General features: G+C 39.5%; 17 protein-coding genes. 2 read left to right on the top strand and 15 right to left on the bottom strand.

Annotation, left to right across the window (positions count from 1 at the left end):
• Window positions 1-12: 12 nt before the first annotated feature.
• The 3 genes from A33Q_RS03770 to arfB form a co-directional block, all read right to left on the bottom strand.
• Window positions 13-1,656 carry a TldD/PmbA family protein gene (locus A33Q_RS03770; protein ID WP_009035721.1) on the bottom strand — a complete coding sequence of 548 codons (1,644 nt, stop codon included), beginning with the start codon at window positions 1,654-1,656 and terminating at the stop codon, window positions 13-15.
• A gap of 126 nt (window positions 1,657-1,782) precedes the next feature.
• The gene (locus tag A33Q_RS03765) at window positions 1,783-3,678 is read right to left on the bottom strand and encodes a tetratricopeptide repeat-containing sensor histidine kinase (RefSeq protein ID WP_009035720.1); all 1,896 of its coding nucleotides are present in this window, start codon (window positions 3,676-3,678) and stop codon (window positions 1,783-1,785) included.
• A 58-nt stretch (window positions 3,679-3,736) separates the two neighbouring features.
• Complete coding sequence (gene arfB / locus A33Q_RS03760) at window positions 3,737-4,153, bottom strand: alternative ribosome rescue aminoacyl-tRNA hydrolase ArfB (RefSeq protein ID WP_009035719.1); 417 nt, start codon at window positions 4,151-4,153, stop codon at window positions 3,737-3,739.
• 303 nt (window positions 4,154-4,456) lie between these two features.
• Between arfB and A33Q_RS03755 the strand changes: the two genes are divergently transcribed.
• The gene (locus tag A33Q_RS03755; RefSeq protein WP_009035718.1) at window positions 4,457-4,975 is read left to right on the top strand and encodes a GNAT family N-acetyltransferase; all 519 of its coding nucleotides are present in this window, start codon (window positions 4,457-4,459) and stop codon (window positions 4,973-4,975) included.
• Here the strand turns inward: A33Q_RS03755 and A33Q_RS03750 are convergent.
• The 10 genes from A33Q_RS03750 to holA all read right to left on the bottom strand — a co-directional run bounded on the left by A33Q_RS03750 (window position 4,944) and on the right by holA (window position 17,985).
• A complete protein-coding gene (locus A33Q_RS03750; protein ID WP_009035717.1) occupies window positions 4,944-7,199 on the bottom strand; it encodes a S9 family peptidase in 2,256 nt (751 codons plus the stop codon). The two genes, A33Q_RS03755 and A33Q_RS03750, sit on opposite strands and share 32 nt — an antisense overlap.
• 189 nt (window positions 7,200-7,388) lie before the next feature.
• On the bottom strand, window positions 7,389-8,051 hold the full coding sequence (trmB, locus tag A33Q_RS03745; protein WP_009035716.1) for a tRNA (guanosine(46)-N7)-methyltransferase TrmB: 663 nt from the start codon (window positions 8,049-8,051) through the stop codon (window positions 7,389-7,391).
• Window position 8,052: 1 nt separating this feature from the next.
• Window positions 8,053-9,342, bottom strand: coding sequence for a bifunctional folylpolyglutamate synthase/dihydrofolate synthase (locus A33Q_RS03740; RefSeq protein WP_009035715.1), 1,290 nt, complete (start codon window positions 9,340-9,342; stop codon window positions 8,053-8,055).
• 1 nt (window position 9,343) lies between these two features.
• A complete protein-coding gene (locus A33Q_RS03735; protein WP_009035714.1) occupies window positions 9,344-10,303 on the bottom strand; it encodes a hypothetical protein in 960 nt (319 codons plus the stop codon).
• Complete coding sequence (locus A33Q_RS03730; protein WP_009035713.1) at window positions 10,303-10,695, bottom strand: ExbD/TolR family protein; 393 nt, start codon at window positions 10,693-10,695, stop codon at window positions 10,303-10,305. The genes A33Q_RS03735 and A33Q_RS03730 overlap by 1 nt, the downstream gene beginning before the upstream one ends.
• A gap of 1 nt (window position 10,696) precedes the next feature.
• The gene (locus A33Q_RS03725; RefSeq protein WP_009035712.1) at window positions 10,697-11,386 is read right to left on the bottom strand and encodes a MotA/TolQ/ExbB proton channel family protein; all 690 of its coding nucleotides are present in this window, start codon (window positions 11,384-11,386) and stop codon (window positions 10,697-10,699) included.
• Between the two features lies 1 nt (window position 11,387).
• Window positions 11,388-12,143 carry an SPOR domain-containing protein gene (locus A33Q_RS03720; protein WP_009035711.1) on the bottom strand — a complete coding sequence of 252 codons (756 nt, stop codon included), beginning with the start codon at window positions 12,141-12,143 and terminating at the stop codon, window positions 11,388-11,390.
• Between the two features lie 89 nt (window positions 12,144-12,232).
• On the bottom strand, window positions 12,233-13,945 hold the full coding sequence (locus A33Q_RS03715; RefSeq protein WP_009035710.1) for a TonB-dependent receptor: 1,713 nt from the start codon (window positions 13,943-13,945) through the stop codon (window positions 12,233-12,235).
• A 14-nt stretch (window positions 13,946-13,959) separates the two neighbouring features.
• The gene (locus A33Q_RS03710) at window positions 13,960-16,947 is read right to left on the bottom strand and encodes a tetratricopeptide repeat protein (RefSeq protein ID WP_009035709.1); all 2,988 of its coding nucleotides are present in this window, start codon (window positions 16,945-16,947) and stop codon (window positions 13,960-13,962) included.
• A 15-nt stretch (window positions 16,948-16,962) separates the two neighbouring features.
• A complete protein-coding gene (holA, locus tag A33Q_RS03705; RefSeq protein ID WP_009035708.1) occupies window positions 16,963-17,985 on the bottom strand; it encodes a DNA polymerase III subunit delta in 1,023 nt (340 codons plus the stop codon).
• A gap of 130 nt (window positions 17,986-18,115) precedes the next feature.
• On the opposite strand from holA, the gene A33Q_RS03700 reads away from it, so the two are divergent.
• Window positions 18,116-18,847, top strand: coding sequence for a tetratricopeptide repeat protein (locus A33Q_RS03700; RefSeq protein WP_009035707.1), 732 nt, complete (start codon window positions 18,116-18,118; stop codon window positions 18,845-18,847).
• On the opposite strand, the gene A33Q_RS03695 is transcribed toward A33Q_RS03700, so the two are convergent.
• A complete protein-coding gene (locus A33Q_RS03695; protein ID WP_009035706.1) occupies window positions 18,844-19,686 on the bottom strand; it encodes a universal stress protein in 843 nt (280 codons plus the stop codon). The two genes, A33Q_RS03700 and A33Q_RS03695, sit on opposite strands and share 4 nt — an antisense overlap.
• A gap of 5 nt (window positions 19,687-19,691) precedes the next feature.
• On the bottom strand, window positions 19,692-20,612 hold the full coding sequence (locus A33Q_RS03690) for a 2-hydroxyacid dehydrogenase (protein ID WP_009035705.1): 921 nt from the start codon (window positions 20,610-20,612) through the stop codon (window positions 19,692-19,694).
• Window positions 20,613-20,806: the final 194 nt, after the last annotated feature.

The following is a 20,806-nucleotide window of genomic DNA, read 5'->3' as shown; positions in this document are numbered from 1 at the left end:
GATTTTTGGTGCTTAGATCTGTCTTCCTGTGTTGATTACATTGACACCGTTGAATCGGGTCGTAGAACTACCGTGAGAAACTGCCGAAACCTGTGAAGGCTGACCTTTTCCATCGAAGAAAGTACCAAAGAGTTTATAATCGTCTTTGTCGCAAATCTGTGCACACGAATTCCAGAATTCCTGGGTATTGGACTGATAGGCTACATCTTCCAGCATACCCACTATTTCTCCATCTTTGATTTCATAAAACAACTGTCCTCCAAACTGGAAATTGTAGCGCTGCTGGTCAATGGAATAAGAACCTCTTCCTACTATATAAATCCCTTTATCTACACCTTTTATCATTTCATTGACGCTGAGTTTGTCTTTTCCAGGTCTTAATGAGACATTAGGCATACGCTGAAACTGTACTGAGTCCCAGCTATCCGCATAGCAACAGCCATGGGATTCAGATTCATCTATGATACTGGCTTGGTCTCTGATTGCCTGGTAATTCACCAACACTCCATCTTTGATCAATTCCCATTCTTTGCATTTGACTCCCTCGTCATCATAGGCAGTTAGTCCAAGAGAATTGGGTTGTGTCTTATCTGCCACAATATTTACCAGATCGCTGCCATATTTGAAGTCTCCAGCTCTCCACTTATCCAATGTTGCAAAACTTGTCCCTGCATAATTGGCTTCATAACCAAGTACCCTATCCAACTCCAATGGGTGTCCGACAGATTCGTGAATAGTCAGTCCAAGATGATCCGGATCCAATACAAGGTCATACTTACCCGGAGTGACGGATTTAGCAGTTAACTTTTCTTTGGCGTGTTTGGCCGCTGCAACTGCATCCTCCACCATGTCATAAGAATTTCTGTAGCTGATGAGTCCTGCCGGGCCTTCGATTTTTTCGGAGGCCAGGCCATCAAGATATTCATAGCCCATTCCCATCGGCGCGCTCAGAGCCTGTCTGCTTCTGAATTTACCTTCTGATTGATTGACTGCTGTTACATTGAATGTTGGCCAGATCCTGTGAATATTCTGATCTATATAAGAACCATCAGAAGATGCAAAATACTTCTGCTCGTTGACCATGAATAGGTTGGAATTGACAAAAGTTGCTCCGTTGTCCAATGCTGCAGCATTGACACTTAATAAGAGATCAATCTTATCGGCTACAGGAATATCAAACGGGTTTTTGGAAATAGGCGTCTCCCAACTTACCTCTCCTGCACCTTGGACAGGCGCTAGGATTACAGGTTCTTTCTGCATGATTGAGTTTGCCTTAGCTATTGCCACAGCTGTCTCTGCACATTTTTTAATGCCATCTGGACTGACATCATTGGTGGCTGAAAACCCCCAAGTACCCTCAGCGATTACACGAATACCCACACCAAAGCTTTCGGTATTGGCTATGTTCTGTACATTTTTTTCTCTGGTAAATAAAAATTGATTTAAGTACCTACCTATTCTTACATCAGTATAAGTAGCACCATTTGATTTTGCTGTATTGAGGGCAATATCAGCCAAAGCTTTTTTTTCGGCATTTTCTAGACCAGGGTTCAATAGCTGATCAGCGGAAACCGGGTTGCCTGTGAGCAAAAACCCAGGAGTCATCAGCGCACCCATTCCGAGTCCTGACAAATGAATAAAGTCTCTTCTTTTCAAATTTCCTCCTTTTGTTAAGGTTGTGAGAATGATATAATCAGGGAAAGTATTTTATTATCGGCAACTATCCAATTTCCTTTACAAGGTTGGTTATATTTTGTGATTCCTGATTAAAAAAGGTTGAATTCAATTCTCTGAGAGTTCTACAGTGTTCCTTTTAAGATGAACAATCATCTCCGTACCATAACCTGCTTTACTTTTCACCTTCAAAAAGCCTCCATTATAGACCAATAGTTGTTTGACCAGTAATAGCCCCAAACCTGTTCCTTTTTCTCCTAAAGTGCCTTTCTGTGACTTGACCATTGAAAAATCATTTTCCAGTCTTTCCCTGTCTTCTGCCTCCATACCTTGACCACTGTCCTTGATATGTATTCTTGCAAACTCAGCACTTTCAGAATAGAAAATACTCAATTTGCCAGATTTGGGTGAAAACTTGATGGCATTGCTGATAATATTCTGAAAAATCATTTGCAAATGACTTCGGTCAGCAATTACATATTTCAGTGTTGGGTCAGGCCCAATATGCTGTATATTCAGCTGTTTGTTGCTGATCTGAAACTCATATTGTACGAGCGCTTCCTCCATTATTTCTTTGACAGATAGGACTTCCTGTTTGGTATTAAAACCCTCTAATTGAGATTTGGCCCAATCCAAAAGATTTTCCAATAAGTTGTCCGTTTTATTCAGCTGCTCTTCCAAAAGATTCAAAGCCTGTGTTTTTTCGTCCTGGTTAAATACTCCTTTTTTGTCCAGCATGACAAAACTTTTAAGGTTCCCTATTGGAGATCGAAGGTCATGGGAAAGTATTGAAAAAAGCTTATTTTTAGCTTCATTGATTTGGTTAAGGCTTTCATTTTGCGCTGCAATCAATTTCCTTTTTTCGTTTAACTCTTTGTTAAGCTTTTCGAGTTTTTGATTGAATCTATCCCTGAGCTTTAGGTTTTTTCTATAATTAAAAACCAATACTCCCAAAAAAATCGATAGCAGGATCAAAATCAGATTTAAGGCTCTTCTTTGCTGGGACTTTTGTTGAATCAATTCATTCTGATTCAATAGCTGTTTGTTTTCAGCATCTTTGACCTGAAGTTGTAAAAAACTAATCCCCCTTTCTTTTTCTATATTCAATAAGCTATCTGCGTAGGACTTATTCATCCTTGCAATATTTAGCGCTTGTCTATAATCCTGAAGATTTTCCAAAGCTCTTGACCAGATATTGGTTGCTCTTTCCATGTCCCACAAGGCCTTAAGATCCTTCGCAAAACCATACGATTTTTCAGAAAAAGCTGCAGCTTTGGCATCATTCCCAGCTTTCAACTCCAGCTCTGCAAGTCCCGCATATAAGAAAGTCTTTTCCCAATTACTCAGTTCATATTCCCTTGAGAGCAACATTCCGTAATACAACATAGCCTTTTCATCATTACCAATGTCAAAATAAACTTTCCCCAGTCTATTAATTGTCATGTCTTTCAAAGCAAGATTTCCCGAAACCTCTAATAGCTTGTAAGCTTCATGCAAAAATTCCAGTGATTTGGAATATTCAAAAATCTGAGAATAAGCCAAGCCTATATTGAAACTTAAATTACCCTCCATGCTTTTGTCTCCAGCTTTTTTGAAAACAGGTAATGCCTGTTTCCAAACATCGATAGCTTCAATATATTTTTCCTGCCCCAGTAAAATTAATCCTTTTCCATTTTGGACTTTGGCGATGGAAAGGGAATCTCCTGATTGTAAGGCAAGATCATGAGCCTCATTGTAAACACTTTGGGCATTGATATAATCACCGGAAACATAGTAGATACCACCCTTTCTGTAAAGCACCTCTGTCTTTTTGATGGGATCCGGGGATTTTTCTAAGTAATCCTCCAATCTGGATATAAAATAAAAGGCCGAATCCAAGTTATCATACCGGTACTTTAAGGCCTGCTCCATTAGGAAATCAAAGTCTTCATCCTGCTGAAAAGCAAAAGCTTCCAATAGAGTGAAAAAAAATGTGCAAATGAGGATTGTTCTGGTTTTAAGCATGAAATGGAAATCGGGGCGACTTGAAACTCAATAATATGAAATCTTCCGCTAAAATTCATCACCAGTCGACCTGTCGGTTTTTTTTCTTTTCGGATTGCTTCTTTTTTGATTTTAAACGTTTTTCGATGGCAGCTTTTCCAGGCTTGGTAGCCTTTCTGATTTTCCTCCGTTGAAAGGCTTTCCTTAACAAATCATAAAACTTTCGGACCGCAATTTCTTTATTCTGATATTGGGATCGCTTTTCCTCCACTTGTATCAGTAATTCTCCATCAGCATTGATCTTTTTATCCAGTTTTTTGAAAATCATTTCTTTCTCCTGCTCATTAAGCACGCGGGAATTCACAACCGAAAATTTCAGGGTGATTTTAGAATTGACTTTGTTGACATTTTGACCGCCAGGACCAGAACTTCGACTAGCTTGAAACTCAAGTTCATTATCCAGCAGCTTTTTATTGATTTTATCTTTGATTGACATGCTTTGATGGGACACCATATATATTTTCTTTCATGATTATCCGCTCTTATCAGTAGAACTTTAAGAGTGGAATAAACCTATGATTTCAAGACAATATCAATAAATAACTTGTCCGCCGAGGCGGATCCAATCCCGGAGCCTCGGGATCGGGTTAATCTAGGCTCTTATTTAGTTTGGTTAGTGGTATAATTGCGGATATGTATATTTGCTTACATACTTTAATCCTTTCTAGTTCCGATTGTTAATAATAAGGAACTAATTGTAAGGATTTTTTTTAGATTAGAAGCAGATTAGTTTTATTCAATGAAAATACGAGAAATCCAATCCAATGAACTTCATTTAGTCAGAGAAGTCGCCCTAGATGTATGGCCGAAGACTTTCTCTGACGTCCTGACACCCACACAAATTGATTTTATGATGGACTGGATGTATAGTCTGGAATCTCTTAAAAATCAAGTGGAAGATAAGAACCATGTGTTTTTACTGGGTGAGGAAAACCAAAGGCCCGTAGGTTACTGCTCCTATCAACTTGATGCCAAGGAGAAAAAGACCAAAATCCACAAAATCTACCTCTTACAGGAAACGCAGGGCAAAGGGTATGGCTTGAAGCTGATTGAAGAAGTCAAGTCAATTGCCAAACAGAATGGACAAAACCACATATTCCTCAATGTCAACCGACATAACCACAAAGCCATATCATTTTATCTAAAAATAGGTTTTTACGAAGCCTATCGTGAAGTAATCGATATAGGAAACGGTTTTGTCATGGATGATATCGTTATGGAAATGTCTATCTCAATGCTTCAGGCTGATAATTCCTAATAGGTTCCTCTCCCATCAAGTGTTCTATAAAATAATCCCAACGCTTCTTGGTGAAATAATCTCCATATGGCCTTCCGAAATTATGATCCCGGCTGGGCCATATGAAAAAATCGAAATCCTTGCCTGCCTTGATCAGCTCCTCGGCAAATTTGTAGGATGCGGAAGGGTTGACATTTTCATCCATGGCTCCATGTGCTATCAACAATTTCCCCTTAAGCTTATGTGCATTGGTCACATTGGATTGTTCGTGGTAGTATTCTTCTATTGGATACCCCATAAACATTTCCGGCCACCAGGCTTTTTCCATCCTATGGTCATGATCTGCTGCTGAGCTTACTCCTACTTTGTAAAAATCAGAATGAAGCAGCATAGCTCTAGCTGCATCGTATCCTCCTGCAGAATGTCCATAAATCCCGACTTTTTCCAAATCAATAAATGTGGTATTCTCTGCAAGTTGCTTTATGGCCAAAACATGATCTGTAGTGCCGTCTCCGAGGTTTCTATAGGAATGATTCTGAAATACTTTTCCCCTCCCACCAGTTCCCAGGCCATCGACCATCACTACTACAAAACCCAATTCCGCCATTTGCTGGGGATGGTTAAATAAAGCAGATTTGAAAGTTTTAGGAGTTACAGCTGTATGTGGTCCCGTGTAGGTGTAATCTATGACCGGGTATTTTTTGCCAGGGTCAAAATCACTTGGAACAAAATAAAGTCCGTATAGCTCTGTAATCCCATCTTTGGCTGTGGCGGTGAAGGAGTCCGGAAACTTATATCCCCTATTAAGCAAATTGGAAACATCCGCTCTTGATACTTCCCTAATGATACTCCCATCTTTTGCAGAGCGTAAGACAGAAACTGTTGGAGCATCAGGCCTTGAGTAGTTGTCCAAAAAGCTTTTGAAATCGGGTGCCAGATCAATCTCATGAAATGCATTTTCAGGAGTAAGTAACTTCACTCCGGTTCCGTCCAACTTTACGGAATAAAGGTGATTGAAATAAGGGTTACTCCCCTTTTCTTTTCCTGATGCTTCGAAAAAGACCAATTGGTTTTTTTCATCCACACCGGAGATTTTATGGATCACAAATTCTCCATTGGTGAGCTGTCTGATCAATCTTCCTGTGCTGTTATAATGGTACAGGTGGTTCCATCCTGATTTTTCGGAAGAAATGATAAAATCCCCATTTTGAAACTGATGAAACAAAACATCTCTATTCACAAAAGTCTCCTGCTCATCTGTAAACAAATCTCTCACAGCCCCATCCAAACTCACTTCCAGGAAATGTGACTTCTTAAAACCCCTTTCCAAATAAATCCCCCGAAGGTGCTGACTGTCCTCTTGCCACCTAAGGTTCACCGACATAAAATGTGGCCTCTTAAGAGAGTTTAAGAGCTTTTCAGTTTTGTTTTCTACATCAAAAATCACTGGAGTCAGCTGCACTACTGTAGAATCCCCTGGGGAAGCTCTATAATAGCCATACAAATCAGGCCTGAATTTATCATCTTGACTGAAGTCTAGCAGATACATTTTTTCGGCCAGGCGAAGGTCCACTACATTGGTCAGGATTTTCTTTGAATCGGGCGACCAAGACACATAAAACCGCTCAGGTCTTGTCCCTCCTTCTCCTTTGACCAAATCGCTCCAACCATAACCCGAAGCATATTCAAAGCCTTGCTTGCCTGCAACACTCAACTGCCTTTGTTCACCTGTGATGAGGTTCTCCACATAGAGGTTATGATCCTTTTGGAAGGCCCGCCATTGCCCATCCGGAGATAAGCCCTGAACGTTCTGCTTCCTATCACTTTGCTCAAATGAAAGATTCCCCTCTTCTAAATCATATATCCAGTCCCTGTTCCTCCAAGTAAATCCTATCTTTTTCCCTTCATACCACCTTATTCGATCAAATGGCAAATCAGCAGGATCAACATCCTCTCCTGATTGCTCTGAAAGTAAATCTGCCATCCTCCTGTGGTCAAACAAAGGTGTGGTCTTTGCGTCTTGAACCTCAGTAAGAAAAAATCTCTTTCCTTCAGCTGTCTGGGCCACATGCCAAAACTTACTTCCCTTTTCGACCCAATTGGGTTTGACTTCCAAGTGAAAAACTTCCTTTTCCAGGTTATTGGTCAGGTAATAAGCCGCTTTCTCATACTTTTCCTTAGGGAACTGGGCATAAGATTCCTGGACAAAAAACATACAAATCAATAGGGCAGATAGGTATTTCATAATAGGTAGAAGGTAAGTTTTGCCGATAAATATCACAAAAATCTGAATCAATTTCTCCCACACTTTTATAAGCGGAATGATACAATATATCTACCTCGAAAATATTAGCCAATCCTCACCTATTCTCGGAGTACATAACAACCTGTGAAATTTCTGACTATGAAAAAAAGGGCGATGCCGCCCTTTTTGTCACTCTTTAAATCTAAATTTCAGGTATTTGATTTTCTCTCCTTTATCACTGAATATTTTTTCATAGCGGGTCTTGATCCCATGATGCTCGTCTTTTAGCTCCGAAGTATAAAAATCATGAGTGGAAAAAATTAAATCCACGTCCTCCCGCTGACCTAGTACTTCCAGTGTGAAATCAAAAAGACCGGTATTGTCAGTTTTGAAATGCACAGTCCCGTCCTTTTGGATCATGGGTCTATACATATCCAAAAATCTGGGAGAAGTCAGCCTCCTCTTTTCATCCCCATCCCTAGGGAAAGGGTCCGGAAATGTAATCCAAAGCTCTGCGATTTCTCCATCAGCAAAAAATTTCTCCAACATCTGAATCTGGGTTCGTAAAAAAGCCACATTCTCCAATCCTTCCTGAATAGCGATAGTACTCCCTTTCCATATCCTGGAACCTTTGATATCAACTCCAATAAAATTTCTATCCGGATATTGTCTTGCCAAACCAACTGTAAATTCACCCCTGCCACAGGCCAATTCTACTGTAAGGGGTTTCTCGTTTTCAAATTGAAGGGCTTTCCAGTTACCCTTTATCTTTTCAAAAATCTCTTTTCCTTCCTGGACTACGTTTCGGTTTTCTTCGTTTTCCTTAAATCTTTGCAGTTTTTTTCTGCCCATCTTATAATTCCTTGATTTCAGCGACCACAAAGGTACTGCCTCCGATGAAAATCATATCCTTGAAACCTGCTTTTTTCCTTGCTTTTTCTACAGCAGTATTGACATCTTTCTCAATTTCTCCTCTTAAGCCAAAATTTTCACTCATAGCTGCCAGAGTTTCTGCTTCCAGAGCCCTTGGGATACTGGCTTGACAGAAAAAGTAATAAGCGGTTTTGGGCAACATGCTCAATACTTTCCTCAAATCCTTGTCGTTTACCAATCCCAAAACAAAAAACAAATGCTCATGAGGCGTCCTGCTGATTTGCTTCAAGATAATCTGGAGTCCATTCTCATTATGTCCGGTATCGCAAACAGTTAATGGATTCTCTGAAAGCACCTGCCATCTACCTTTTAAGCCTGTCGTTGAACATACTTGCATCATTGCTGATCTAACCTCTCTGGTTTGAATATGGTAGCCCAGTTCTTTTAACAAATCAATACTTTGCAATATCCCCGGAAGGTTAAAAGACTGGTAATCTCCCAGCAAATCTAAAGCTAATGAGTAGGAAAGTGCTCCATTTCTTATTGTATAGTTTCTTAATCCATTTGTTCCATTTTCAAATGGAGCAACTTCAAAAGTATCTTCTGCAAAGTAGATGGGTGCATTTTTCTCGTGGGAGACCTTCCTGAAAACATCATCTGTCTCAGGTTGTCTTTGACTGATAACTACCGGTACGCCCTCTTTGATTATTCCGGCCTTCTCAGCGGCTATTTCTGGAAGGCTATTCCCCAAATACTGCATATGATCCCAACCGATATTGGTGATTACTGTCAATTGAGGATTAATGATATTGGTACTGTCCAATCTTCCTCCCATACCAACTTCGATGACAGCTACGTCAATTTTGGATTTAGCAAAATACCAGAAAGCCAGACCAACAGTCATTTCAAAAAAACTAGGCTTTATCTCATCCAGAAAGGATTTATGCTCTTTTACAAAATCGACAACTTCCTTTTCAGGAATTTCCTGTCCATTAATTTTGATTCTTTCTGTAAAAGACTTGAGATGAGGAGAAGTATATAAACCCACCTTATAACCAGCCTGCATAAGCACAGCACACAAAGCATGGGATGTACTCCCTTTGCCGTTAGTGCCTGCTACATGGATAGATCTGAATTGATCTTGCGGATCGCCCAAATGGGTACAAAGGGCAATGGTGTTCCTAAGATCCTTTTTAAAAGCAGCTGCACCTACCCGCTGAAACATGGGCAAAGCATTGAACAGGTAGTCCAACGTCTCTTGATATGTCATTTTAATCAACCTTGATTATAAAAGTAATTTTCCCTTGAGAATAATCGGCTGTGGCAGCACCTGCTTGTCTTTTAAAATTGATCTGATTGACCACAGTACGGTAATAGGCCAAGACCTCATTGGATACATTATACTCCAAAGGAACAGCCTGAACTATTCTGCCACTATCGTCAACCGTAATTCTAAAAACAATTTTACCATTACGGGTAGACACTCTATCACTGATGTTAGGTCTAGAGGCAAAGTCCCACCCTGCAAGTTCAAGGTTATAACCTGAAGCAGGCCCCGGGTTTCCCTCTCCTGAACCGGACCCCATAATTGCTCTTCCATCTACAGTCCCCTGAGGCTTCCCTTCATCACCTTTTTTATCTGTTGAACCTTGGGCTGAGCCTTGAGCAGGTTGATTTCCTGAACCTGAAGTTCCACCAGCACCAAATATTGCTCTTTGATCAATTTTTGGTTTTTCCTCAGCCTTCGTCGTTGTTTTTTCTGCTTCGGAAGTAGCAGGCTGGGCCACAGGAGTGGTTTCTTTCTTGACAGGACTTGGTTCTTTGGGTGCGGGTTTGGGCTTCTCGCTTCCTGTAACTGGGCTTGGTGTCTTGGATCGGGCTTCAACAGTGGGCCTTACAGGACTTGTCTGTGGCTTTGCTGCTTCTGTTTTGGGTTGGGTAATTGGAACAGATGACTCCGTAGGTTGAGGAGCTTGTTCACCTGGCGCTGGAGCTTGAGTATTTTGTGTTTGGGTTTCAGAAGGTGGAACTGTAGTTTGGACGTTACCGCTTCCAAAGTCAGAGAAACCTAAATTGAGTTCCATACCATACTTAGGTAAAGGAGGAATTTGCTCTTTCCATACTACGATAAAGAATACAGCCAAAAGCACCAGGATATTTACTATCAAGGTGATGATGGCAGCTTTCTTTTTGTTTTCTGCCTCTTGGCTATCTGATTCCCAAATCTGCATTATTTGTACGGTTTGGTCGCGATGGTCACATTTGCTTCAAGCCCGGCTGCTATTCCGCCTATTTCTACCAAATGCTCTACGGGTACTTCTTTATCTATGTGCAAGACAACCTGCCCCTTTTTATCCTTGAGAAGATTGGTAAGTTCAGACTTCACTTGTTCTCTGGACACTACCCTGTCATTGACTGAAAACTTCAGGTCCTTGGTAACTGTAACGGTAATTTCCTGCATAACGATATCTGAAGATTCGCTGGAAGGTAGATTAACAGGCAAACCTGAAGGCGTAATGAAAGAAGACGTAAGCATGAAAAATATCAACAACAAGAAGATGATATCCGTCATGGAGGACATACTGAATGCTGAATCTACTTTATGTTTGGATTGCAGTCCCATATTATTTGTCTTGCAATAAATCGATGAATTCTATGGAGGAATACTCCATGCTATGTACAAGCTTTGAAACCTGTGTTACCAAATAGTTGTAACCTAAGTAAGCTATAATCCCTACGACCAATCCTGTGGCAGTTGTAATCATGGCTTCATAGATACCTGTAGAAAGTAATTTAGGGCTTACCATACCTTCTTCTTGGGCTACACCGATAAATGCCCGGATCATCCCGGCAACTGTTCCCAAGAAACCAATCATTGGAGCTGCTCCGGCCACTGTGGCCAAGAGACCAAGATTTTTTTCCAGCTTATAAATCTCAATTTTACCTACATTCTCAATAGATACTTCAATGTTTTTCAAGGGACTACCTATTCTTTCCAACCCTTTCTGAATCATATTGACCACAGGCGTATCCTCTTGCTGGCAAAGCATTTTGGCCTGTTCTATTTTTCCTGCCTGAACCAAAATTTTAACTTGATCCATCAAATTTTTGGGAGACTTACCAGCTTTTTTTAGGGTGATTACTTTTTCTACGAAAATGAATACTGCCAGCACAAATAAAATGTACAGGGGAATCATCATATAACCTCCTTTGATCATCAAGTCCATTAGACCTATGCTCTCCGGAGCTTTTTCCATCAAGGAAAGTGAATCGGCCATCATTTGGCCATCAGTGCTGATTTGTGTAATTATCATGTTAGTATTTCAAAATCCATATTGAATCATCTAATTCAGCTTTTGCTTCTTCCAAAGCACTTGAAGCTGCTCCGAAAGTGCTGTAAGAACCAACGGACAAGCGGTAATTTTTGGTATCCCCTTGGGGAATTAACATCCAAATATCTTTACCCTGGATAAGAAATTTCTCAGCCTCCTGCCTTGCAAGGCTTTCATTGGGAACACTACCCACAATTATATGATAGGCGGGCCTTTCTCCAGGTTCATTCACGGCATAAAGTGTTCCTGTGCTTGATTGAATCTCAGTGCTTGTCTCTTGGGACGGGGTGATCGTCTCTTCTTCGGGAATCAACTCAGGTTCCACATCAATCAATTCTTCATCCTCTACACTTGCGGCTCCTTCCGCTTCTACAGGTACAGGAAAGCTAGTTTCCTCAGTTAGTTGACTGCCTTTTGCAGGTTCTTCAGATGTTGGTAAATAGTACAAGAAATATGCCATCACTGATAAAATAATTACAATCAGCAGTACGATTGAAAATAAAACAGGTGATTGTTTTTTTGGTCTTTTTTCCGATCCTCTAACAGGCTTTATAAGTCCTTTATTTACAGCAGGTTTATCCTTTTCTTTTTCGCTGGCAGCTTTATCAGAAACAACCATTGTTTTTGCTTCATGTTCCACTTTGGGTAACGGTGCCCCAAGAGGTTTAACTTCAACAAAAGGAAAACCAAAATCTTTATCTTCTTGGCCTGAATTGTTCTCTGATTGTTTAGACGTCATAATTCTGGAATTTCTTTTAACCTACGAAGCTAAAATAATTGATGCAATTGACCAACCTAAATAGCTATCGAATAGACCAGTGATGGAAATTAGTAACCAAATTTATATGTAAGTCCAACAATCCCCTGTATTCCTCTCACAGGGTAATTTAGAAATCTTTGGTTTTTTCGGTTCAGGAGATTATTCCCTACAGCAAATACTGAGAACTGATCATTGATCTGATAATCTGCTTTGAGCTGTAAATCAATAATAACCGGCAGCACCTCACTTCTGAATGCTGTTGATTCCAGCTCTGCTTCCGGTCTAAGTGGATCAAATATTCCTGCAACAATCCCTCCCATCACATTGGCATTGAATTGAATCAGCCATTTTTCATCGAGGATAAAATTATTGTTTAGACTGAGCTCCCATTCCGGTCTCTGATAGGCCGCTTCCAATGTAGAAGTGTTGTAAAAGAAGTAGTTTGCCTTAGCCAATAACCTATACCAGCCTTCATATTCCCAACCAACTTTTGCCTGATAATTCAATACTCTGGTGTCGTCATCATAGAAAATATTGAATCTTGTACTGTCTATCCCTGAATTGGCAAAAAAGTGCATATTTCTGAATCTACCATAGCCAAAACCAAGCTCATAAGTTAATTCCTGATTCAAAACACCTTTGACCCCAGCTTTAACCTCATAATTCTGAATGGTGTTCAATAGCCTTTCACTAGGTCCAAGAAAAGGGTTTTCCAACACAAAATCCTGATAGGTCTTCCTATGCACATCTCCCTCAAATCCTGCATAAACACCAAATTCATCCTGAATCATGTATTCACCTATCACTTGGGGAAAAACCTGAAAATCGGATGTCTTATTTTGAGTGACATCATTCTCAAAAACGACATTGGCACCTGCTCTCACTTTCAATGCTTCGTTTTGATATGCCACGTAAGGGTTTACTTTAAAGTAATTTCTGCTGATATCTGAATAGAACTCATCCCTTGGTCTGGTCAGGGAAAGATCAAGATCGATAGCAGTTTTCAAATAATCCTCAAACCAGAATCCGGATTTGATTTTTAATGCAAGTTCGGTTTCAGCTGCTTCATATCTATCATTGAAAGCTCTCATGCCCAGGTTGACATCATAATTGAATCCTTCCATCCTGTCAAGATCCTGAATTCCTGCATGCAATTTAAAAGTGTTGAGAATATTTTGATTTGGAATAAAGTTTTCAAGTGCTGGGTTTTCAAAATCATAACCATAAAAATTAAACTTATGCCTGTAATAATCTACTCCTCCATACACTTGGAAGAAATCTCTGAAAAGTGTACCGTTCAACCCTACATCAGTAAAATTCTCAGCTGAATTTCTTCCTTCTACAGGCCCTGTATAAAAACCCTCATGCTTTACTTTGACGCCGTAGTTATAATCACCATCTTCCCAATTATTGAATCTTCCTTCGAACAAAGGAGAACTGTAATTGCCAAAACCTAACCTTGCAAACCCTGGATAGAGATCTTGCCTCTTCCGTGGCCATTGTTTTTGAGCTGCCTCCGGCTGCATTACCTCAGGAGCAAGAGATAAAAAATATGGATTCACCGTATAATCAAATCTGCCATCACTTTTGGGCACTGGCAATACAGGGGTTCTCTCAAACTTCCTGGGTTGAGTTGGCAAAGTCAAAACCCTGTCTTTTCTGATCACGAATTCCTGATCTTTGACTTCACCTGCTTGTTGGGCTGATACCTGAAAGGCATTGGTAAGTATAACCACCCCCGCCCAAATTACTTTTATGATATTTTTACTGGTCTTGTTCATCTTAGGGGAAATGATTATTTGATTTTTTCCAACTTCTCGTTGGCCAGTTTGATAACTTCTTGATTATTGGAATTTTCTATGATAGACTCCAAGGTTGCTTTAGCCTGAAATTCTTCTCCCAATTGGATGAAGTTTTCTGCCAGCAAAACAAATACTCTTCCGTACCAATACCCATAGCCTGAATATGGTCCTGAAAGATCAAAAATGATTTCATTTGATTTTTCGTATTGACCGCTTTTATTGAGATTCTCAGCTAGTAGATACAGTGCTTCAGCTCCGTGTATGGTTTTATATTCATCAATCAAAGCTCTGAATACCTGCTCTGCCTGATCACTGTTTTTGGTTTTTAGTTTTGATTTGCCTTTTACCAGCATAGCTTCAGGAACAGCATCGCCTGTAACATTCCCCAATGCAATCACTCTATCTGCATAATGCGCTGAGGAATCATAGGTCTCAGTCTCAAAGTGCGCCCTCATCAAGCCTCTGAAAGCTTCATATTCCTCTATTTGATTTCTGGCGTTTTTGGAAGCCTCTCTAAGGAAAGGCAAAGCTCTTCCATAGTTATTGTTTTCCATTTCAATGGCAGCAATTCTCTGAACTGCCCTGATTCTTTGTGGTGATTCTCTTTCTTTCTCAATTCTGTAGAAATTCTCCAAGGCAAGATCTTTTCTACCAACTCTATAATGGGATTCAGCTATAAAAAACACTGCTTCTGATCTATTTGCAGCTTGTGGGTAATTTCTGAGATATGTTTCAAAAGCCTGGATTGCCTGCTGCCATGAATTATCAAAATAAAGTGCCTTGGCCGCCTCAAATTCAAGATTTTGGAGACTCTTATTATCCGGGTTAGCTCCTCTATACCTGCTTAGGTATTGCGAGAATTCGGCCGAACGCCCTTCTATTGCCAAAGCCTCCTGCAATCCTACCAATGCCGATTCTGAGTTGGTTGAGTTGGGATGGTTTTCCAAAATCCTCTTGTAGTCATTGATGGTTTCGTTGTAATTTTGAAGCGAAAAATTTGCTACTGCTCTTCCTTCTAAGGCAAATGGCATAAAAGGACTGTTTGGTCGGGTGGAAATCAGCCTTCCAAAACCATCACGTGCATCGGCATAACGCATTTCTTCCATATTGATCTGGGATTTTTGAAATATCGCATCTTCCAAGTACAAACTGTTTGGATAATTATTGATGACCATATTCATCTGCTGTATAGCCTCATCATTTCTGTTTTGAAAATTGAAAACAACTCCGCTTCGGAAATAGGCATAATCAATGTAATCATTGCTTTCCCTAGTGGCTCTTTGGAAAATAGCCTGGGCCTCGGAAAATTTCTTCTGAACATAATAAGTATCGCCTAATCTGATCAAAGCTTCATCATAAAATTCCGGATCAGTGCTACCTTGCTTTCTGTCAGTATAATTTCTGAATTGTGTTTCGGCCTTTCCGTATTGTTCAGTATTAAAATAAGCATATCCTAAGCCGTAATAAGATTTGATCAGATAGGGATCATTAGGGTTTGGTCTTTGAGCCTGAAGAGATTCATATGCTCTACTGGCAGCTGGAAGGTCACCTTTTGCGGAAAGGGACTCTCCTTTCCAAAAATAAGCCTGGATTACCAGGTCCTTGTTCACGGGGGTAGAAATGGATTTATCAAAATAATTTGATGCCATATCAGGCCTATTATCCCTGTAGTATACTATCCCTTGGTATAATGTGATTTTTTGATAAGCTTCTTTTATCCTCTGAGATTTGTTGGGCATTTTTTCAATGTGCTCAATTGCCCTCAGGTAGTTGTTAGTATTGATCAAAGCGTCGGTAAGCAATGCTTCTGCCTCCCTCGCATGCTTTCCATTTGGATATCGGTCCAGATAATTGTCCAAAGCACCAACAGCATCCTGGAAGCTTCCTCTTTCTAGATTGACTTTGGCAAAATTAATAAGAGCATCTTCCTTAATCTCAGTGTTAAAGTCAGCCTTTGCAGCTGCCGAAAAACTGTTTGAAGCAAATTGGGGATTATTCAGCTTGACATAAGCATGTCCCAAGTAGTAGGAAGAGACCTGCCCTATTTCATCGCTCTCACCAGCTGATACTTTAAAATAATCAGTGGCTCTTTGATAATTTCCTATTTCAAAAAGTGAAATTCCTGCTTTATAAATCTGGGGCCTTTTAAGGTCTCCTTTTTTGGAATTTACAAAAGCATCATAATTTTCAGCGGCTTTATTAAAATTCCTTTTTTCAAAATAAGCCTCAGCCAGATACAAATGGATTTCCTCTTTTCTGTCTAGATTTTTCCTGTTTTGAAGTACAGACTCGGCATAGGAAACCAGTTCATCATACTGAGCTTGTCTGTAATAAATCCCGGAAAGCATATATGGGACCTTAGTCGTGTAAAACTGGGATTTGTCAGCTGCACTGAAATCCCTACTTGCCTGCTCATAATTGCCCTGCTCCATTGCAATAAAACCGGCATAATAGAAAGCATCTGCAGAGTATTCCCCTCCTCTTCCTTTGATCTGATTGAAATTCTGCAGAGCTCGTGGATAATCCCCCAATTGAAAGTATGCATAACCTGTTTTGAAGACTACTTCGGATCTTTGGGCATCAGAAACCTTTTCGGTGTTTACTTTTTCAAAGGCTGGAATAGCTTCTCTGTAATTCCTGTTATCAAAATAAAAATTACCCAATACATGGGCTGCTTCGTTGGTTTTGGGATGATTTCTGTAATCTCTGATAAAAGTATAGACTAAATCTGCACTCCCAGGATTATCAATTTTGATTGAAGAAATGGCATAGTAGAACTCGCTGAGAATCTTTTTCTCTTCTTCGCTTACAGACTCTTTCAGCGCTTCAAACTCATATTTGGATGCACTGAAGAGGTGCTTGTTGAAAATCTCAAAATTTTCATCCAGTAATTTGGTATCGCTTGTCTGATACAAACTTGATTGGGAATAAGCCAACCTGCCCAAGCCAAAAATCAAGAGCAATACAAAGCTTTTTTTCATAGTGGGGCACAATTATTAGTGCATGATTTTAAATATCATTTCCCGAAGGATTGCAGATTCATCCATTCCTCCGGAATCAACTCCTTTAGAACGCAAATCAGCTTCTCGGATGTATGTGAAGCAATCAATAACCTTGCCTATTTGATAGTTTCTAGCGGCTATGCGGTATTCCTTTAAAAAATAAGGGTTCACGCCTATTTTCCTGGCAAGCTCTCCATCATTAGCCTTAGCATTGTAATGGACGATAGCTATTTTTGTAAAGTAATTGTAAATCAAAGCTATCATCGGAATCAATGGATGGTTTTTGGGGTTCTGCCCAAAATAATGAATGATTTTGTTGACCTTGATTATTTCTTTTTGCCCGATCGCCTTAGTCAGCTCAAAGTTATTATACTCTTTATTTATACCTATGAACTTTTGAATATGATCCTTAGTGATTTTTGTGCTTTCGCTGAAATTAATGAACATTTTACCCAACTCATTGGCGATCACTTCCAGGTTGTTTCCAATACTTTCGGCCAAAAAGCTTGCAGTACCACTATCGATTTGGTGCCCCTTGGTCTGAATATACATCTCTATCCATTTGGGAAGGTCCCAATCTTTTACTTTTTCACTGTTTACAAGTATTGCTCTTTTATCTATTTCTTTTGATAGCGGCTTCCTCCCATCCAGCTTTTTGTATTTATGGGCAAATACCAAAATTGTACTGGGCAGCGGATTTTGAAGATATTGTATGAGAAGATTGTCTACATCTTCTTTTCCCAATCCATAAATATTCTGTGCTTCTTTGACAATCACTACCTGTCTATCAGCCATCATCGGAAAGCGCCTGGCATTACTCAGAATTACATTCATCTGAGCATCCTTCCCATACATAACCATTTGGTTGAAACCTTTTTCATGCTCGGGAATGGCGTTTTCTTCAATAAAGTCACTGATTTGGTCTATAAAAAATGGCTCTTCTCCCTGTAAAAAATAAACCGGAGCAAATTTACCTGCTTTTAAATCTTTTAATACAACGTCTGCTTTAATTGCCATAGTTAGGATTTCAACTCAAAGATATAAAGAAATGCTTTTTCCGAAAGCCATATATAAATGTCTAAGGAATTTAATTTTAAACTTTATCTGCTCTATTTTTGTATTTTATTTAATACCAATCAAGTAAACCGTGAGTAATTTCGAAAAGTCAGTAAAATATTTCAAAGAAGGGAAGTTCCAGGATTCATTAGAGCTGATCAATACATGTATCCATGAAGAAAGCTCAAACTTGGAATATTATTTTTTTAGAGCAAGAGTACAATCCCGCATAGGGAATTATGACGGTTCGCTGAAAGATTTCGATCATTTGATTTCGCTCGAACCGTTTAATCCTACATTTATCAGCGATAGGGCTGTTGTCCTTCATTTGTTGGAAAGAAATGATGAGGCTATGGAGGAGTTTGACAGGGCTATTAATCTAGAACCTGGAAATCCCTACAGGTATTCCAGCAGGGCTTATTTCAAAGACAGAATTGGTGATTTACAAGGTGCAATTGCCGATTATGAAAAAGCCATTGAGCTGGATCCTGAAGATGCCGTGGCTTACAATAACAAAGGCTTGGTAGAAGAAAAATTAGGCTATCAGTCCAGGTCCAAGAAGAGTTTTGAAAAAGCGGATGATTTGGTGGGATATAAACCTAAAAAAGAAAGCTCTAAAGCAGATGCACTTCCTCCGATAGGTGACAAACCGACAAATGGTAGTGACAGAATCAGCATGGAACCTATGGATCCAAATGAAGTTCCCAGAAAAATAACTTTGAGTGGCTATCTGAACACTTTAAAAAGTGTATTTACAGACAAGACCACTCAAAGGGAGTTTTTAGATTTTATTAAGGCTGGTTTCAAAAAAAAGAATGACTAGGCTCTTTTTAAAACCAACAAGGGTTTATTGATAAAGTATGACATTTTCTTGGACAGATTATTGGTAAATATCTGTTCAAACCAGGATTTCTTTTTGCTCAATGTGACCAAAATATCTCCTCTTGCTGTGATCAGATAGTTTTCCAAACCAAGTCCAGGTTCATCCCTGTACGATTTGAGAACATAATTTACCTTCTCATATTTGATAAAGGGACTGAGTTCATCTACCATTGTTTTATGGAGTGATTTATCAATGGAAGTGTTTTTTGAAGAAACGTGAACAATATCCACCTCACTATCAAAAAAAGATGAAAGCTCTGTAACTTTTTGGATCGCTATTTTGTCCTCCTCGAGGTAGTCTGTCGCATAGACAAACTTTCTGGGTGGTTTGAAATAGACCTTCCTGGGGATCACAAACACATCTACACTGGACTTAGTGACAATTTTGCTGGCTTTGGTTCCGATATAGTTGTTTTTGAAATCATTGACTCCTTCGGTACCCATAACGATCAAGTCCGCATTGACCTCGTTGGAAAAATCGACTACTGAACTGACAATTTTACCTTCTTTGACTTCTGATTTACAGGAAGCCAAACCTTTGGGAAGACTTTCTTTTTCTACTGTTTGGACTAAGCTATCTAGCTTTTTCTTGATAAAAGCATACTGGTCTCCCCCATGCCCGTCCACAGCGGCTAGTTTTTGATAATCATCCTTGTCTGGCACATGGATAATGATCAAGTCTGCCCTATATTTTTCTCCCAATCTCGCCGCATACTCTACGGCATTCAGTGAACATTCGGAAAAATCTACTGGACAGACGATTTTGAAATTTTGTTTCATCGTCTTTAGTATCCTCTTTTTGGGTTAATTTGATTAATGAATGGTTGACTTTTTTTTATTCGGTGGTAATTTTCAATAATCTGTGGGGCCGCAGCCTTTGGATTGGTCACACTCGCGATGTGCGGAGTGATGGTAATCTCATTCTTGTTCCAAAAAGGGTGTTCTTCCGGTAATGGCTCTTTTTGGAACACATCAAGCAAAGCGCCTGAAATGTAACCCTCGTCAATAGCTTCTAGCAGGTCCTCTTCTACCAAATGCTTTCCTCGGGCGACATTGACTAAATAAGTATTTTTGTTACATTTTCTAAATAGATTAAGGTTTAAAATCCCCTCCGTCTTGGGTGTAAGCGGTAACATGCACACCAATATATTAATTTTAGATAGAAATTTATGTATTTCATCACCAAAAAAATATGGATATTTCATGTTTTCTTTATGAGTGTTCCCGTAGCCTACCACATCAAACCTCAATTGTTGAAGTTTCTCTGCTATATCTCCACCCAATTCACCTACTCCCATGATCCCGACTGTTACAGGGATTTCAGGATTTGACATATCCCATACCTTATTTTTTTGATCTTCTTGATACCTATTGATTTGTCTGTGATAATTGAGCACTCCCATCACCACATAGTTGGTCATTGAGGTTGTCAGCTTATCATCAATAATTCTAGTAATAGGAATATCTTTTTGAATACTGTTGTCTGAAAGAATATGGTCGACCCCTGCCCCCATAGAACAAATCAGCTTCAGGTTGGGAAAATCACTAAGCATACCCTTTGGATGATTCCAAAGAGCCACTGCTTCTACTTTCTCAGGGTCAGTTATTTCCGGATACACTTGAATGTCAATTTCAGGGTCTAATTCCTTAAAATTTTCAATCCATAACCTCACATCTCTCCCAGGTGAAATAATCGCTAATGCCATGAACTTTACTTTGACAATTAAATAATTTTTGCTGCTTCATCACAATAAGCAATAACAATCGTTATTTTCGCAAATAAGCTTCCGCAAGCAGTTAATAATGGGTAATCAATAGAAGTTTTGACTTTTTCCAAGTTAAAACTATCCATTCGCAATATAACAACTAAAGGAAAAATCCAATAATTAATCATCAACTA

Origin of the sequence: Indibacter alkaliphilus LW1, from assembly GCF_000295935.2 — a bacterium.
GTDB lineage: Bacteria > Bacteroidota > Bacteroidia > Cytophagales > Cyclobacteriaceae > Indibacter > Indibacter alkaliphilus.
This window is presented reverse-complemented; position numbering and strand designations above follow the sequence as displayed.

Bases quoted from the DNA above. Each gene is read 5' to 3' on its own strand.
- A33Q_RS03750 (WP_009035717.1), bottom strand. From the start codon at position 7,199: ATGAAATACCTATCTGCCCTATTGATTTGTATGTTTTTTGTCCAGGAA.
- A33Q_RS03740 (WP_009035715.1), bottom strand. From the start codon at position 9,342: ATGACATATCAAGAGACGTTGGACTACCTGTTCAATGCTTTGCCCATG.
- A33Q_RS03695 (WP_009035706.1), bottom strand. From the start codon at position 19,686: ATGAAACAAAATTTCAAAATCGTCTGTCCAGTAGATTTTTCCGAATGT.
- A33Q_RS03715 (WP_009035710.1), bottom strand. From the start codon at position 13,945: ATGAACAAGACCAGTAAAAATATCATAAAAGTAATTTGGGCGGGGGTG.
- A33Q_RS03690 (WP_009035705.1), bottom strand. From the start codon at position 20,612: ATGGCATTAGCGATTATTTCACCTGGGAGAGATGTGAGGTTATGGATT.
- arfB (WP_009035719.1), bottom strand. From the start codon at position 4,153: ATGTCAATCAAAGATAAAATCAATAAAAAGCTGCTGGATAATGAACTT.
- A33Q_RS03725 (WP_009035712.1), bottom strand. From the start codon at position 11,386: ATGATAATTACACAAATCAGCACTGATGGCCAAATGATGGCCGATTCA.
- A33Q_RS03735 (WP_009035714.1), bottom strand. From the start codon at position 10,303: ATGCAGATTTGGGAATCAGATAGCCAAGAGGCAGAAAACAAAAAGAAA.
- A33Q_RS03720 (WP_009035711.1), bottom strand. From the start codon at position 12,143: ATGACGTCTAAACAATCAGAGAACAATTCAGGCCAAGAAGATAAAGAT.
- holA (WP_009035708.1), bottom strand. From the start codon at position 17,985: ATGGCAATTAAAGCAGACGTTGTATTAAAAGATTTAAAAGCAGGTAAA.
- A33Q_RS03755 (WP_009035718.1), top strand. From the start codon at position 4,457: ATGAAAATACGAGAAATCCAATCCAATGAACTTCATTTAGTCAGAGAA.
- trmB (WP_009035716.1), bottom strand. From the start codon at position 8,051: ATGGGCAGAAAAAAACTGCAAAGATTTAAGGAAAACGAAGAAAACCGA.
- A33Q_RS03730 (WP_009035713.1), bottom strand. From the start codon at position 10,695: ATGGGACTGCAATCCAAACATAAAGTAGATTCAGCATTCAGTATGTCC.
- A33Q_RS03710 (WP_009035709.1), bottom strand. From the start codon at position 16,947: ATGAAAAAAAGCTTTGTATTGCTCTTGATTTTTGGCTTGGGCAGGTTG.
- A33Q_RS03765 (WP_009035720.1), bottom strand. From the start codon at position 3,678: ATGCTTAAAACCAGAACAATCCTCATTTGCACATTTTTTTTCACTCTA.